Annotated in this window: 12 protein-coding genes and 1 tRNA gene; all 13 read right to left on the bottom strand. The window is 50.7% G+C overall.

Translation table 11 applies throughout. The annotated features are described in order from the left end of the window. Positions 1-56: 56 nt before the first annotated feature. Entirely contained in the window at positions 57-2,162 is a 2,106-nt protein-coding gene (gene fusA, locus OFAG_RS02490) for an elongation factor G (RefSeq protein ID WP_005878786.1), read from the bottom strand. A gap of 133 nt (positions 2,163-2,295) precedes the next feature. Next, entirely contained in the window at positions 2,296-2,766 is a 471-nt protein-coding gene (gene rpsG, locus OFAG_RS02485; RefSeq protein WP_005878785.1) for a 30S ribosomal protein S7, read from the bottom strand. A gap of 88 nt (positions 2,767-2,854) precedes the next feature. Next, complete coding sequence (rpsL, locus tag OFAG_RS02480; RefSeq protein WP_005878784.1) at positions 2,855-3,238, bottom strand: 30S ribosomal protein S12; 384 nt, start codon at positions 3,236-3,238, stop codon at positions 2,855-2,857. A 292-nt stretch (positions 3,239-3,530) separates the two neighbouring features. After that, complete coding sequence (rpoC, locus tag OFAG_RS02470) at positions 3,531-7,754, bottom strand: DNA-directed RNA polymerase subunit beta' (protein ID WP_005878783.1); 4,224 nt, start codon at positions 7,752-7,754, stop codon at positions 3,531-3,533. Positions 7,755-7,845: 91 nt separating this feature from the next. Continuing rightward, positions 7,846-11,952, bottom strand: a complete 4,107-nt coding sequence (gene rpoB / locus OFAG_RS02465) for a DNA-directed RNA polymerase subunit beta (protein WP_005878782.1) — start codon at positions 11,950-11,952, stop codon at positions 7,846-7,848. Between the two features lie 207 nt (positions 11,953-12,159). Continuing rightward, a complete protein-coding gene (gene rplL / locus OFAG_RS02460; protein WP_005878781.1) occupies positions 12,160-12,540 on the bottom strand; it encodes a 50S ribosomal protein L7/L12 in 381 nt (126 codons plus the stop codon). Between the two features lie 87 nt (positions 12,541-12,627). Further along, positions 12,628-13,131: a 50S ribosomal protein L10 gene (gene rplJ, locus OFAG_RS02455; RefSeq protein ID WP_187138767.1), complete on the bottom strand. Its 504-nt coding sequence runs from the start codon at positions 13,129-13,131 to the stop codon at positions 12,628-12,630. A gap of 260 nt (positions 13,132-13,391) precedes the next feature. Continuing rightward, positions 13,392-14,087: a 50S ribosomal protein L1 gene (rplA, locus tag OFAG_RS02450; RefSeq protein WP_005878779.1), complete on the bottom strand. Its 696-nt coding sequence runs from the start codon at positions 14,085-14,087 to the stop codon at positions 13,392-13,394. Next, positions 14,088-14,519, bottom strand: a complete 432-nt coding sequence (rplK, locus tag OFAG_RS02445) for a 50S ribosomal protein L11 (RefSeq protein WP_005878778.1) — start codon at positions 14,517-14,519, stop codon at positions 14,088-14,090. Between the two features lie 95 nt (positions 14,520-14,614). After that, the gene (gene nusG, locus OFAG_RS02440; protein ID WP_005878776.1) at positions 14,615-15,202 is read right to left on the bottom strand and encodes a transcription termination/antitermination protein NusG; all 588 of its coding nucleotides are present in this window, start codon (positions 15,200-15,202) and stop codon (positions 14,615-14,617) included. After that, positions 15,202-15,585 carry a preprotein translocase subunit SecE gene (secE, locus tag OFAG_RS02435; protein ID WP_005878775.1) on the bottom strand — a complete coding sequence of 128 codons (384 nt, stop codon included), beginning with the start codon at positions 15,583-15,585 and terminating at the stop codon, positions 15,202-15,204. The genes nusG and secE overlap by 1 nt, the downstream gene beginning before the upstream one ends. Before the next feature lie 28 nt (positions 15,586-15,613). Further along, positions 15,614-15,689: transfer RNA gene (locus tag OFAG_RS02430), tRNA-Trp, on the bottom strand. Positions 15,690-15,766: 77 nt separating this feature from the next. Beyond that, on the bottom strand, positions 15,767-16,047 hold a 281-nt coding region (locus OFAG_RS02425), incomplete at its 5' end, for an EF-Tu C-terminal domain-related protein (RefSeq protein WP_020994762.1).

The raw sequence follows: 16,047 nt of genomic DNA, 5'->3' as shown, positions 1-16,047 counted from the left end.
CAATTTTCCTTCAAAAAGAACGATTTATTAAATGTTTAGCTCAATTGGCAATTAAATCACTTTGCACGCGAGCTGACAATTGCTTCGATAATATTTTTTGGTGCTTCTGCGTAATGCTTGAATTCCATGGTATAAGTCGCACGTCCCTGCGTTGCCGAACGCAAGGCGGTTGCATAACCGAACATTTCGGACAGAGGCACTTCAGCCTTGATGACTTTACCGCCACCGCCAGCCATATCGTCCATACCTTGAACCATACCACGTCGTGAAGACAAATCGCCCATAACGGTACCGGCATAGTCCTCCGGCGTTTCCACTTCAACCGCCATCATCGGTTCCAGAATAACCGGATCCGCTTTTCGGCAACCGTCCTTGAACGCCATGGAACCAGCCATGCGGAATGCGTTTTCATTCGAATCGACATCATGGTAAGAACCAAAGAACAGGGTGACCTTGACGTCAACAACCGGATAACCGGCCATGACGCCGGAGTTCAGGGAATCGCGAATACCCTTTTCAACAGCAGGAATGAATTCACGTGGAACAACACCGCCTTTAATAGCGTCCACAAATTCAAAGCCTTTACCCGGTTCCTGTGGCTCGATTTTCAGAACAACGTGACCGTACTGACCGCGACCTCCCGACTGTTTGACGAATTTGCCTTCGATTTCATCGCAGGTCTTGCGAACAGTTTCACGGTAGGCAACCTGAGGTTTACCGATTGTGGCCTCAACACCAAATTCCCGGCGCATGCGATCAACGATAATATCCAGATGCAACTCACCCATACCGGCAATAATGGTCTGACCTGATTCTTCATCGGTATAAACACGGAAAGAGGGATCTTCCTGTGCCAGCCGGTTCAGCGCCAAGGCCATTTTTTCCTGATCCTGTTTCGTCTTGGGTTCAACCGCCTCGGAAATAACCGGTTCCGGGAATTCCATTTTTTCCAACGTAATCGGAGCACTCGGATCACACAGCGTTTCCCCGGTCGTGGCCTCTTTCAAGCCAACAGCCGCCGCAATATCGCCAGCCATCACTTCCTTGATTTCTTCACGCTGGTTAGCATGCATCTGCAACAGGCGACCGATTCTCTCCTTCTTGTTCTTGATTGGATTTAAAACCGTGTCTCCGGATTTGACAACTCCCGAATAAACGCGGAAGAAAATCAGCTGGCCAACAAATGGATCGGTCATGATCTTGAAAGCCAGCGCAGAGAATTTTTCCTCATCAGCCGCTTTACGGGTAATGACATTGTCATTTTCATCGGTACCTTCAACAGCAGGAATATCCACAGGCGAAGGCAAGTACTCGATCACCGCATCCAGCATAGCTTGCACGCCCTTGTTCTTGAAGGCGGAACCGCACATCATCGGCACAATTTCACCGGCAATCGTTCTCTGGCGAAGCGCCTTCTTGATATCTTCTTCGGACAAATCGCCATCGTTCAGATATTTGTCCATCAGCTCTTCACTGGATTCCGCAGCCACTTCAACCAGTTTTTCACGCCATTCCCGAGCCTGATCCATCAATTCGGCAGGAACGTCACGGTATTCAAACTTGGTCCCCTGGGATGCCTCATCCCAGTAAATTCCCTTCATTTTGATTAGATCGACAACTCCTTCAAAATTGTCTTCGGCGCCGATAGGAATCTGAAGCGGAATCGGGTTGGCTTTCAGACGGGAACGCATCTGATCGTGCACCTTGAAAAAGTTTGCGCCAGTACGATCCATCTTGTTAACGAAAGCCAGACGAGGCACCTTGTATTTGTTGGCCTGACGCCAGACCGTTTCCGACTGTGGCTGGACACCACCGACAGCACAATAAACCATGCAGGCACCATCCAGAACACGCATTGAACGTTCAACCTCGATAGTAAAGTCAACGTGCCCCGGAGTATCAATAATATTGATGCGATGATTCGGGAAATTGTTGGCCATTCCGTTCCAGAAACAGGTCGTTGCCGCAGAAGTAATGGTAATCCCACGTTCCTGCTCCTGCTCCATCCAGTCCATGGTAGCGGCGCCATCATGAACTTCACCCAACTTGTGATTAACGCCAGTGTAAAAAAGAATACGTTCCGTCGTCGTCGTTTTGCCTGCATCAATATGAGCAGAAATACCAATGTTACGATAACGTTCGATCGGTGTCTTGCGAGCCATAATCAATCCTAAAACTTTTTAATAAACAAAACCGAGCGACATTACTTCAGTAAATGCGCCCGGCTTGCCAGATATTTTCCACGAGCGACCGCCTAGAAAAACACTGCCTGACAGTCACCCACTCATTCTTTTGCTAGAAACGGAAATGCGAGAAAGCCTTGTTGGCTTCCGCCATCCGATGAACTTCATCGCGTTTTCTCATGGCGCCACCGCGACCTTCAGCCGCTTCCATCAATTCCCCAGCCAAGCGCTGCGGCATGGATTTTTCACTGCGCTTTGCAGCCGCTTCACGCAACCAGCGCATGGATAATGCCATACGACGAACAGGACGCACCTCAACAGGCACCTGATAATTGGCGCCCCCAACACGACGGGATTTTACTTCCACCAATGGTTTGCAGTTGTTAACCGCCTGCATAAAAATTTCCAGAGGATCCTTTCCAGCTTTGCTTTCGATAATTTCAAAAGCGCCGTAAATAATGTTTTCAGCAACGGATTTTTTTCCGGAAAGCATCAACACATTGACGAACTTTGCGACATCTACATTGCCGAACTTCGGATCCGGCAAAATCTCGCGCTTGGGCACTTCACGACGACGAGGCATTTCTTTTCCTTTCTTTCTTCAGCTGAGTGTGAACACTCACGGCGGCCCTCATGACACGCCACTTACTCGGCCACCCGGCCGACCAAAATTATTTGCTTGCAGCTTTCGCGCGTTTTGCACCGTATTTGGAACGAGCCTGTTTCCGATCCTTGACGCCCTGGGTGTCAAGAGAACCGCGAACCATATGATAACGAACACCAGGCAAATCCTTGACACGACCACCACGCAGCAAAACAACACTGTGTTCCTGCAGATTGTGACCTTCACCCCCAATATAGGAAATGACTTCAAAACCATTCGTCAGTCTTACCTTGGCTACTTTTCTCAAAGCGGAGTTAGGTTTTTTTGGTGTCGTGGTATAGACACGGGTACATACGCCACGCTTTTGCGGACAATTTTCCAACGCAGGCGACTTGCTTTTCGTTTTGACAGTCACGCGAGGTTGGCGAATCAGTTGATTGATGGTTGGCATCGATTTAATCCAACTAAATAAAATTACAGACAATCCCGGCCATCCAGAACAACCGGGGACTCTATGGAAAAACTATCACCACAGGATGAGTACCGGAACAACAATCGCATTTCCATCATTATTCCAACAGGCACTAAAGACCGTGGATTCTAAACCGTCTCCTTGGCAAAGTCAATTACTTCAAGGACATACAAATACAAGCCGCATCAAAAACAACAAAGACTTTTTGTAAACGACCCAAAAAAGCGGCATTCCGGTATTTCCCCGGAATGCCGCTTTTATTTTTCAGGACTTACTCCTGTTCAGGATTTTCAATGACAACATCGGAAACGCTTTGTTCCTGTTGCATCTGTTCAGAACGCTGTAGTGCAGCACGTTCTTCCTGTTCCCAGACAGACTTCTGTTTACGGGCACGATGCATTGCCAATCCGGTACCTGCCGGAATCAGACGACCAACAATCACGTTTTCTTTCAAGCCTCTCAGACTGTCTTTTTTGCCCATAATGGCCGCTTCGGTCAATACACGCGTCGTTTCCTGGAAAGAAGCCGCGGAAATGAACGAATCTGTTGACAACGACGCTTTCGTAATACCCAGCAGTACGTTTTCATAGGTGGCGGGTCTCTTGCCTTCAGCGATGACACGATCGTTTTCATCCAGCAGTTCGGAACGTTCGACCTGTTCACCCGGGATGTAGCAGGTATCGCCTGCATCCACCACGTTTACCCGGCGCAACATCTGACGGACAATGACTTCAATGTGCTTGTCGTTGATCTTCACACCCTGCAGGCGGTAAACATCCTGAACTTCATCGACGATATAACGGGCCAGCGCTTCGATTCCCAGAAGGCGAAGAATATCCTGGGGATCGGCCGGACCGTCAACGATCATTTCGCCTTTATTGACCACCTGACCGTCATGGACCAGCACCTGTTTGTCCTTCCCAATCAGGAATTCATGACGGTTACCGTCCATATCGGTAATTTCAAGACGCTGTTTGCCCTTGGTTTCCTTGCCGAAGGCCACGGTACCCGTGACTTCCGCCAGCATGCCGGCATCTTTTGGAGACCGCGCTTCGAACAATTCCGCCACACGCGGCAAACCGCCGGTAATATCACGGGTCTTCTGCGATTCTGTCGGAATACGGGCAAGCACTTCACCGACCGATACTTTCTGGCCATCCTGAACCATCAGAAGCGCACCGACCTGGAAACTGATCGTTACAGCATGTTCCGTACCGGCGATCTTGACTTCTTCTCCATTTTCATTCAGCAGCTTGACCTGGGGACGAGCTGATTTGGTAGCGGTACCGCGACGTTTCGGATCGATAACGACGAGTGTGGACAAACCGGTCACTTCATCGACCTGTCGTGCCACGGTAACGCCTTCTTCAACATTTTCGAAACGGATCGTACCGGCATATTCTGTAATGATCGGACGGGTCATTGGATCCCATGTCGCCAGAACCTTGCCGGCTTTGACAGGTAAACTGTCATTTACAAGCAATGTCGCGCCATATGGCACCTTGTGCCGTTCGCGTTCGCGACCGACATCATCGGTAATCGTGATTTCACCTGAACGGGAAATGACAATCTGGTCTCCCTTGTCGTTGGTAACATAACGCATCGTCGACGTAAAGTGGATGGTACCGTTGGAACGGGCTTCCACACTTGAGGCAACAGCGGAACGCGACGCAGCGCCACCGATATGGAAAGTCCGCATGGTCAACTGGGTTCCCGGTTCACCGATGGACTGGGCAGCGATCACACCCACGGCTTCGCCGGCATTGACCAGCGAACCACGGCCAAGATCGCGGCCATAACATTTCGCACACATGCCATAACGGGTTTCGCAGGTCAGCGGAGTACGGACTTTGACCTCATCGATACCCAGCCGCTCGATCTCTTCGATCTTGTCTTCATCAAGAAGCGTACCTGCTTCATACAGCACTTCACGTGACTCGGGATTGATAATGTCATTTGCACTGACGCGCCCCAGAATGCGGTCACCAAGTGCTTCAACCACTTCGCCCCCCTCGATCAGTGCTTTCATGACAACGCCTTCATGCGTGCCGCAATCGTCTTCGATAACAACCAGATCCTGGGTGACATCCACCAGACGGCGGGTCAGATAACCCGAATTCGCCGTTTTCAGTGCCGTATCGGCCAATCCCTTACGTGCCCCATGCGTCGAGATAAAGTACTGAAGAACATTCAGGCCCTCACGGAAATTGGCAGTAATCGGCGTTTCGATAATCGAACCGTCCGGTTTTGCCATCAGGCCACGCATGCCTGCCAGCTGACGAATCTGCGCTGCGGAACCCCGTGCTCCCGAGTCTGCCATCATGTAAATGGAATTGAACGATTCCTGGGTTCCGGCTGATCCATCGCGTTTGACAACTTCTTCAACCTTCAGCTGATCCATCATCGCCTTGCCGACGCTGTCGCCAGTCTTGCCCCAGATATCGACCACCTTGTTGTAACGTTCACCGGATGTCACCAGACCGGAGGCATACTGCTGTTCGATCTGTTTGACTTCCTGTTCGGCAGCGGAAATCAACTCGACTTTCTGCTTCGGCACCAGCATGTCGTTGATACAAATAGATATGCCCGCCTTGGTTGCCAGCCGGAAACCGGCTTGCATCAGATGATCCGCAAACACAACCGTTGCACGCAATCCGCATTTTCTGAAGGAAGTATTGATAAGACGGGAAATCTCCTTTTTCTTCAATGGCGTATTCAGGACGGAAAAAGGCAACCCCTCAGGCAGAATTTCAGACAAGAGTGTGCGCCCGACCGTTGTCTCATAGCGAACAAGCTTTTTAACCGTTTCGCCACTGATCGGATCCTTGACGTAATCCGGCAAACGGACGGTAATACGGGTCGCCAGTTCAACTTCCTTATTGTCATAAGCACGCTGCACTTCGGCAATATCAGCAAACAGCATCCCTTCGCCCTTGCCGTTGATTTTTTCACGGGTTGCGTAATACAGGCCCAGCACCATATCCTGGGAAGGCACAATGGACGGTTCACCGTTGGATGGGAACAGGACATTGTTGGAAGCAAGCATCAGCGTCCGGGCTTCCAGTTGCGCTTCAATCGACAACGGGACGTGAACTGCCATCTGGTCACCGTCGAAGTCAGCATTGAACGCTGCGCAAACCAGCGGGTGCAGCTGAATGGCCTTGCCTTCAATCAGAACCGGTTCGAATGCCTGGATGCCCAATCTGTGCAAGGTAGGTGCACGATTCAGCATGACAGGATGCTCCCGAATGACTTCTTCCAGAATATCCCAGACAACGGGTTCCTGAAGTTCGACCAGACGTTTGGCTGCCTTGATGGTCGTGGCCAACCCCATCAGTTCCAGTTTGTTGAAAATGAAAGGCTTGAACAGTTCCAGAGCCATCAGTTTCGGCAAACCGCACTGGTGCAACTTCAGCTGCGGGCCGACAGTAATGACGGAGCGGCCGGAATAATCGACCCGCTTACCCAACAGATTCTGGCGGAAGCGACCACCTTTGCCCTTGATCATTTCGGCCAGTGATTTCAGGGGCCGTTTGTTGGCCCCGGTCATTGCCTTGCCGCGACGGCCGTTATCCAGCAGGGAATCGACCGCTTCCTGAAGCATTCGTTTTTCGTTACGGGTAATGATTTCCGGCGCGCGCAATTCCAAAAGCCGTTTCAGACGGTTGTTTCTGTTGATGACGCGACGATACAGATCATTCAGATCGGAAGTGGCAAACCGCCCTCCGTCCAATGGAACCAGTGGACGAAGTTCAGGCGGGAGTACCGGCAGAACTTCCATAATCATCCACTCCGGTTTGATGCCGGAACGCTGGAAAGCTTCCAGGACTTTCAGTCTCTTGGCATATTTCTTGATTTTGGCCTCGGACTTGGAATCCTTGAGCTCGTTGCGCAGCACTTCCGCTTCTCGGTCGATATCGATCGAACGCAACAGTTCTCGAATACCTTCCGCTCCCATGGAGGCAGAAAACTCATCACCGAATTCCTCGTATTTCGCCGCATAATCGTCTTCCGACATGATCTGGCACTTCTTCAATGGCGTCATGCCCGGATCGGTAACAACATACGCTTCGAAATACAAAACGCGCTCGATATCGCGCAATGTCATATCCAGCACCATACCCAGACGGGACGGCAAGGATTTCAAAAACCATATGTGCGCTGCCGGCGATGCAAGTTCGATATGCCCCATCCGTTCGCGGCGGACTTTGGCAAGCGTGACTTCCACGCCGCATTTTTCACAGATAACACCCCGATGCTTCAAACGCTTGTATTTGCCACACAAGCATTCGTAGTCCTTGATCGGTCCAAAAATTTTCGCGCAGAACAGGCCGTCGCGTTCCGGCTTGAAAGTGCGGTAATTGATCGTTTCCGGTTTTTTGACTTCTCCGTAAGACCATGATCTGATTTTATCAGGTGATGCCAGACCAATTTTGATGGCATCGAATTGTTCATCTTGCTGAACTTGCTTGAATAGATCGAGCAGTGCTTTCATATTTCACTCCAATTGGGTGAGAAACTACGGCCAAAAATTCTTTACCGGACGAGGTGGCCACGCGCCCCGTCCGGATTCAAACGCTTTGTGCCTAGTTACGTTCCAGATCGATATCGATACCCAGAGAACGTATTTCCTTCACGAGCACGTTAAAGGATTCCGGCATGCCGGCATCAATGACGTGATCGCCCTTGACCAGATTTTCGTAAACCTTGGTCCGTCCGGCGACGTCGTCGGATTTTACGGTCAGCATTTCCTGCAATACATAAGAAGCGCCGTACGCTTCGAGAGCCCAGACTTCCATTTCGCCGAAACGCTGGCCACCGAATTGTGCCTTGCCGCCCAGAGGCTGCTGCGTCACCAGCGAATACGGGCCTGTCGAACGCGCATGCATCTTGTCGTCAACCAGATGGTGCAACTTCAACATATGCTTGTATCCGACCGTTACCGGCCGTTCGAACGGTTCGCCGGTACGACCGTCATACAGGGTCACCTGATTTTTCATTTCGGTCATACCCAGTTTCCGGGCAATATCGTCCGGATACGCCAAATCGAGCATACGACGGATCTCATCTTCTTCTGCGCCATCGAAAACAGGAGTAGCGAAAGGCACACCATCTTTCAGGTTTTCCGCCAACGTCAACACTTCAGTTTCTGACAGGTCGTCCAGATCTTCCGGTTTTCCACTGCTCAGATAAATCTGTTTGAGGAATGCCCGAATTTCTTCCACCTTCTGTTTGGCCTGCAACATTTCACCGATACGCAAACCCAAGCCTTTTGAAGCCCATCCCAGATGGGTTTCCAGAATCTGGCCGATATTCATACGTGACGGCACACCCAGCGGGTTCAGAACGATATCGGCCGGCGTACCATCCGCCATGTACGGCATGTCCTCAATCGGCACAATTTTGGAGACAACCCCTTTGTTACCGTGACGTCCGGCCATCTTGTCACCGGGCTGCAAACGACGTTTGACAGCAAGATAAACCTTAACCATTTTCTGGACACCGGGCTGCAATTCATCACCCTGCGTCAGCTTCTTGCGTTTTTCTTCAAAGGCCAGATCGAACTGATGACGTTTTTCCTCGATCGAGTCCTTGATCGCTTCCAGTGACATTGCCGTGTCTTCATCCGCCGGACGGATATCGAACCAGTGATATCTTTCCAGATCGGCCAGATATTCCTGCGTGATTTCAGCACCGCGCGCCAGCTTTTTGGGGCCTCCGTTGACCTTCTTGCCAATCAGGAGTTTACTCAAACGCTGGAATGCATCGCCTTCCACAATACGCATCTGGTCATTCAAATCGATACGGTAACGTTTCAATTCATCGTCGATAATTTGTTGCGCACGTTTGTCGCGAACCAGACCTTCACGCGTGAACACCTGAACGTCGATAACCGTACCGACCATACCTGAGGGCACACGCAAAGAAGTGTCCTTCACATCGGAAGCTTTTTCCCCGAAAATGGCACGCAACAGCTTTTCTTCCGGAGTCAGCTGCGTTTCGCCGCGCGGCGTCACTTTACCGACCAGAACATCACCTGCCTCGACTTCCGCACCGATATAAACGATACCGGATTCATCCAGACGGGCCAGCTGGTTTTCGGCCAAATTGGAAATATCGCGTGTGATTTCTTCAGGGCCCAGCTTCGTATCGCGGGCGACAACCGACAATTCCTCAATGTGAATGGAGGTATAACGGTCATCCTCGACCACTTTTTCGGAGATCAGGATGGAATCTTCATAATTCAACCCATTCCATGGCGTAAAGGCTACCAATAGATTCTGTCCCAATGCCAGCTCGCCCAGATCCGTTGAAGCGCCGTCCGCAATGACATCGCCCTTCGCGATCCGGTCGCCTACCTTGACGATAGGCCTCTGGTTGATATTCGTATTCTGATTGGAACGCGTATATTTGATCAGATTGTAAATGTCGACACCGACTTCACCTGCTTTCGCTTCCTCGTCGTTCACGCGAACCACGACACGTCCGGCATCGATATAATCAACAACGCCGCCTCTTAAAGCCTGCACTGTGGTCCCGGAGTCAACCGCAACGGTACGTTCAATACCGGTACCGACCAATGCTTTCTGCGGCCTCAGGCACGGAACAGCCTGACGCTGCATGTTGGCGCCCATCAATGCCCGGTTCGCATCGTCGTGCTCCAGAAACGGAATCAGGGATGCCGCAACCGAAACGATCTGGCCCGGTGCAACGTCCATATACTGAACCCGTTCCGGCGATACCAGAATGGTTTCGCCGGCTTCACGCGCAGAAACCAGCTCGTCTATCAATGCCCCGTTTTCATCAATCTTGCTGTTTGCCTGAGCGATGATATAACGGCCTTCCTCGATAGCGGACAGATACTCGATCTGATCCGTTACATGGCTGTCGATAACCTTCCGATAAGGCGTTTCCAGAAAACCGTACTCGTTCAGACGCGCATACAATGCCAGGGAATTGATCAGACCGATATTCGGACCTTCAGGCGTTTCAATCGGGCAGACACGGCCATAATGAGTCGGATGCACGTCACGGACTTCAAAACCGGCGCGTTCACGCGTCAACCCGCCTGGGCCCAATGCTGACACACGGCGTTTGTGCGTAATTTCCGACAGCGGATTGGTCTGGTCCATAAATTGCGAAAGCTGCGACGAACCGAAAAACTCACGGATCGCAGCTGAAATCGGCTTGGAATTGATCAGATCATGCGGCATCAGATTATCGGCCTCAGCCTGCCCAAGCCGTTCTTTTACAGCACGTTCCACTCTGACCAGCCCGGCACGGAACTGATTCTCGGCCAATTCGCCCACACAACGCACACGACGGTTCCCAAGATGGTCGATATCGTCGATTTCGCCACGGCCGTTCCGGAGCTCGACCAGAATTTTGATCACCGAAAGGATGTCGTCATTCGAAAGCGTCATCGGACCGGTCAGTTCATCGCGACCGACACGGCTGTTGAATTTCATCCGCCCGACGGCAGACAGATCATAACGTTCTTCATTGTAGAAAAGACCGTTGAACAAGGCTTCTACCGATTCTTCAGTCGGCGGTTCGCCCGGACGCATCATACGGTAAATGGCAATTCTTGCAGCCATCTGATCAACTGTTTCATCAATACGCAGTGTCTGCGAAATGTAAGCGCCCTGATCCAGATCGTTGGTATAAAGCGTCTGGATCTCTTCAATTCCCGCTTCACGCAAACGAGCCATGACGTCTTCCGTAATTTCGTCATTGGCGCGTGCGACAACCTCACCGGTATCCGGATCGACAATGTTTTTGGCTAATGCCCTGCCATACAAAAAATCTTCCGGAACGGAAATGCGCTTGATACCTGCCGCTTCGATATCGCGGATATTTCTTGCATTGATCCGCTTGTCCTTTTCGACCAGCACTTTCCCTTCCCTGTCGAGAATGTCGAAACGCGCGATCTCGCCACGCATGCGCGATGGAACGAATTCCATTTCAGCACCTTCCGCACGCAACAGGAAATCGTCGAAAACAAAGAAATTCTCCAGAATTTCTTCAGACGACATGCCAATTGCTTTCAGCAGAATAGTGACCGGCATTTTGCGGCGGCGGTCGATACGGAAAAAGAGAATGTCTTTGGGATCGAATTCAAAATCAAGCCAGGATCCACGGTAAGGAATAATCCTTGCCGAGAAAAGAAGCTTGCCGGACGAATGCGTCTTCCCCTTGTCGTGTTCGAAAAAGACACCGGGAGAACGATGCAGCTGCGAAACGATTACCCGCTCTGTGCCGTTGATCACGAAAGAACCCGTCGTCGTCATCAGGGGCAACTCGCCCATATAGACTTCCTGTTCTTTCATTTCTTTTACAACCGGTTTCGTCGGCGATTCCTTGTCGAGAATAACCAGCCTGACCTTGGCGCGCAAAGGCGACGCCAGCGTCAGTCCGCGCTGCTGGCATTCCTTGACATCAAAAGGAGGATCGCCCAAAGTATAGGAAATAAATTCAAGCCTTGCGAAACCATTGTGCGATACGATCGGAAAAATCGATGTAAACGCAGACTGCAAGCCTTCATTTTTACGTTTTAAAGGCGGCACATCAGCTTGCAGAAACTTTTCATAGGATTCAAGCTGTGTCGCCAGCAAAAAAGGAACTTGGTGAACATTATCGCGCTTTGCAAACGATTTGCGGATGCGCTTCTTCTCAGTAAATGAGTAGTGCATGGACACTCCATGAGTGGCTGAAGGATGGAAAATTCAGTTTTATGCTCTGGCCGATACCACGGAAAACATAAAACTCAAGCCTCCACTTCAATGTATTTAAGCGACAAACAACCTACTTCAGGAAACACAATTGAGTCAAAGCCGAATCGCCCCTGAAGCGATTCAGCAATGACTCGGATACCGCTAAAGCATTCGACAAGAGCGAAATTATTTGATTTCGACTTTGGCGCCTGCGTCTTCCAGTTTCTTCTTGGCTTCTTCAGCATCAGCCTTGCTGACACCTTCCTTGACCGGCTTCGGTGCGGAATCAACCATGTCCTTGGCTTCTTTCAGGCCCAGACCGGTAATTTCACGAACCGCCTTGATAACAGCAACCTTGTTGGCGCCAAATTCAGCCAGAACGACAGTAAATTCAGTTTGTTCTTCAGCAGCGGCGCCACCGGCAGCAGCACCGCCAGCAGGACCGGCGACAGCCATAGCGGCAGCGGAAACACCAAATTTTTCTTCGAATGCCTTGACCAGGTCATTCAGCTCCATAACGGACATCGCGCCAACGGCTTCCAGGATGTCTTCTTTACTCATTGCCATTTAAAACTCCTAATTCTTTATTAAATACGATAATTGGTACTAACGACCGGCGAATTGCCGTCTACACAAACAAACAGATCCGTTTGCTCAGGCAGCTTCCGCCTCTTTCTTCGTCGCCAGCGCAGCCAGTCCACGGGCAAAGCCCGAAACAGGTGCCAACATAACGCCCATAAGCTGAGAGAGCAGCACTTCACGACTCGGAATGCTTGCCAGCGCAACAACACCGGCTTTATCGAGCGTCTTGCCTGCATAACTGCCGCCTCTGATAACAAGCGCATCGTTACGTTTTGCAAAGTCCTGTACGACTTTGGCAGCGGCAACGGCATCCTTCGATATGGAATACACCAAAGGACCTGTCATTTCAGAAGCGAGGTCGGCAAATGCTGTTCCTTCAACAGCGCGACGTGCCAGCGTGTTTTTCAACACGCGCATGTACACACCGTTTTCACGTGCAGCAGCACGCAATTGCGTCATGTCACCAACCTGGATACCACGATATTCGGCCAAAACAATCGTCTGCGCTTCAGCGATCTGAGCACTGACTTCTGCTACTACAGCCTTCTTGTCATTCAGATTGAGACCCACGGTCAACCTCCAAAAATGATATCCGTCCAAATTGCAAACTGTCGGATATCGGTTCGAACACGGTGTCCAAAGTTAGGAGTTCACTACTGGCAATCAGCTTTGAAACTGCAAAACTAGTTGGGTTCACCATCTACGCTGGGTAGCGATTTTTAACAATTGACAAACCAGACATCAATTGCCCAGCGGTCTTTGATTGTCCACGCCGACAACCTCGCCGGCATGGCCCAAAGTCATGCCCTGCAAAAACAGGGTCTATTATTATACACTTAAGCGGCAATCGATGCTTGATCGACGCGAACCCCGGCACCCATTGTCGAGGAAATCGAGACTTTGCGGATATAAGTGCCTTTACTGCTAACCGGCTTGGCCTTGTTCAAGGCCTCCATTAATGCAACCAGATTCGATTTCAGCTCAGCATCGGAAAACGATTTGCGCCCGATAGTTGCATGAATGATACCCGCACGATCCGTTCTGTACTGAACCTGGCCAGCCTTGGCATTTCTGACAGCGGTAGCAACGTCAGGGGTAACCGTACCCACCTTCGGATTCGGCATCAAACCGCGCGGCCCAAGAATCTGGCCCAACGCACCGACAATGCGCATCGTGTCCGGAGAAGCGATAACCACATCAAAAGGTATATCGCCACCCTTGATTTGTGCCGCCAGTTCCTCCATTCCGACAATATCGGCACCGGCAGCTTTTGCCTGTTCCGCCTTTTCGCCCGATGCAAACACAGCCACACGAACTGTCTTGCCTGTACCGGCCGGCAACACAACCGAGCCACGAACAACCTGATCGGACTTTTTGGGATCAACGCCCAACTGAACCGCAACGTCAATGGATTCGTTGAATTTTGCAGTAGCAAATTCCTTCAACAGTGCCAATGCCGCATCAAGCGAATAGACTTTGCTGCGATCGACTTTTTCCTGAAAAGCGCGCACTCTTTTAGAAGCTTTAGCCATTTATACGCCCTCCACAGTAATACCCATTGACCTGGCCGAACCGGCAATCGTCTTGACAGCGGCTTCCATATCGGCAGCGGTCAAATCCGGTTTTTTCATCGTGGCGATTTCTTCAGCCTGAGCTCTGGTAATCGAACCGACTTTTTCGGTATTGGGTTTTTGAGAACCTTTTTCAATGCCGGCAGCTTTCTTGATCAGGAAAGTAGCCGGAGGCGTTTTCATCGCAAACGTAAACGACTTGTCTGCGTAAGCGGTAATAACGACAGGAATAGGCATACCCGGCTCAAAACTTTGGGTCTGAGCGTTAAAGGCCTTGCAGAATTCCATGATATTCAGACCACGCTGACCAAGAGCCGGTCCGATAGGAGGAGAAGGATTGGCTTTACCAGCTGGAACTTGCAACTTGATAAAACCGGCGATTTTCTTTGCCATTTTTTTACTTTCAAGGTTAGTGAGTCATAACGCCCGCCCACCTGGAACAGGCTCCTCTGCCGGATCCGAAATCAGCGCTCCGGCCTGCGCACAAATCAAACTTTCTCAACCTGACCGAACTCAAGCTCGACAGGAGTCGAACGACCGAAAATGGTAACCGAAACCCTCAATCGGGACTTTTCGTAATTCACTTCCTCGACATTGCCATTGAAATCGGCAAATGGGCCTTCCTTGATACGCACCAGCTCGCCGACTTCATAAGATATTTTCGGACGAGGCTTGTCAACCCCTTCCTGCATCTGTTGCAACAGTTTGTCCATTTCCCGAGCCGGAACAGGCGTCGGTTTGTTGGACTTGCCACCGACAAAACCGGTCACCTTGCCGGTATCCTTTACCAGATGCCAGGTATCGTCCGTCATTTCCATTTCAATCAGGACATAACCCGGAAAAAACCGGCGCTCCGTAACGGATTTCTGACCGCTTTTGACCTCAACGACCTCTTCTGTGGGAACCAGTATCTGCCCAAACTTGTCGGCCATACCCATCCGGTCTATTCTTTCCAGAAGGGAACGACGCACGCTCTTTTCCATTCCGGAATAGACATGAACGACATACCAGCGCATCTTTTCGGACGCACCGGCTTTTTTTTCTTTGCTAGCCTGCTCCTGGCTCTTTTCGCTCATTATCTTTTCCAGCCAAGTATGATGTTGTACAAAACAAACTCCAGAACTTTGTCAGCCCCCCAAAGAAATGCAGCCATTAAAAGGACAAAGCCAAAAACAATACCTGTAAGCCGGATGGCATCGTTACGGGCAGGCCATACCACTTTCTTTGTTTCACGCACCGATTCTCTGGCAAATACCACAAAATCGCGCCCCGAAGAAGAAAACCAGGCAAAACAGGCACCGACCACAAGTCCCGCGACCAATACGCCAATACGCGTCAAAGAGGACTGACCAGCAAGGAAATAAAAACCAAAAATACCTGCCAAAATTGAGGCAACAGCACAGGCAACCTTTACTTTATCGCCCAGGCCTCCCCCGGCTTGCACAGGTTGGTTAGACATAAACTTTACTTTCAGTGATGGATTCGGGTGGCAGGGGAAGAGGGCCTCGAACCCCCGACCTTCGGTTTTGGAGACCGACGCTCTGCCAATTGAGCTATTCCCCTACTTCTACAGCCAGATACTAAATCTGCTCAACCAGTTACCCTCTCCTTGCAAAGAGAGGGCAACAAAATAGACAAACTTACTCGATGATTTTAGAGACGACGCCGGCGCCGACGGTTCTGCCGCCTTCACGGATCGCAAATCTCAAGCCTTCTTCCATGGCGATCGGGCTGATCAGCTTCACGTTGATGCTGACATTGTCTCCCGGCATGACCATTTCTTTGTCTTTCGGCAGTTCGATGGCTCCGGTGACGTCTGTCGTACGGAAGTAGAATTGCGGACGGTAGTTGTTAAAGAACGGGGTGTGACGCCCTCCTTCTTCTTTGGAGAGTACGTAGACTTCTCCCGAGAATTGGGTGT

The organism is Oxalobacter paraformigenes (genome assembly GCF_000158475.2).
Lineage (GTDB): Bacteria > Pseudomonadota > Gammaproteobacteria > Burkholderiales > Burkholderiaceae_D > Oxalobacter > Oxalobacter paraformigenes.
This window is presented reverse-complemented; position numbering and strand designations above follow the sequence as displayed.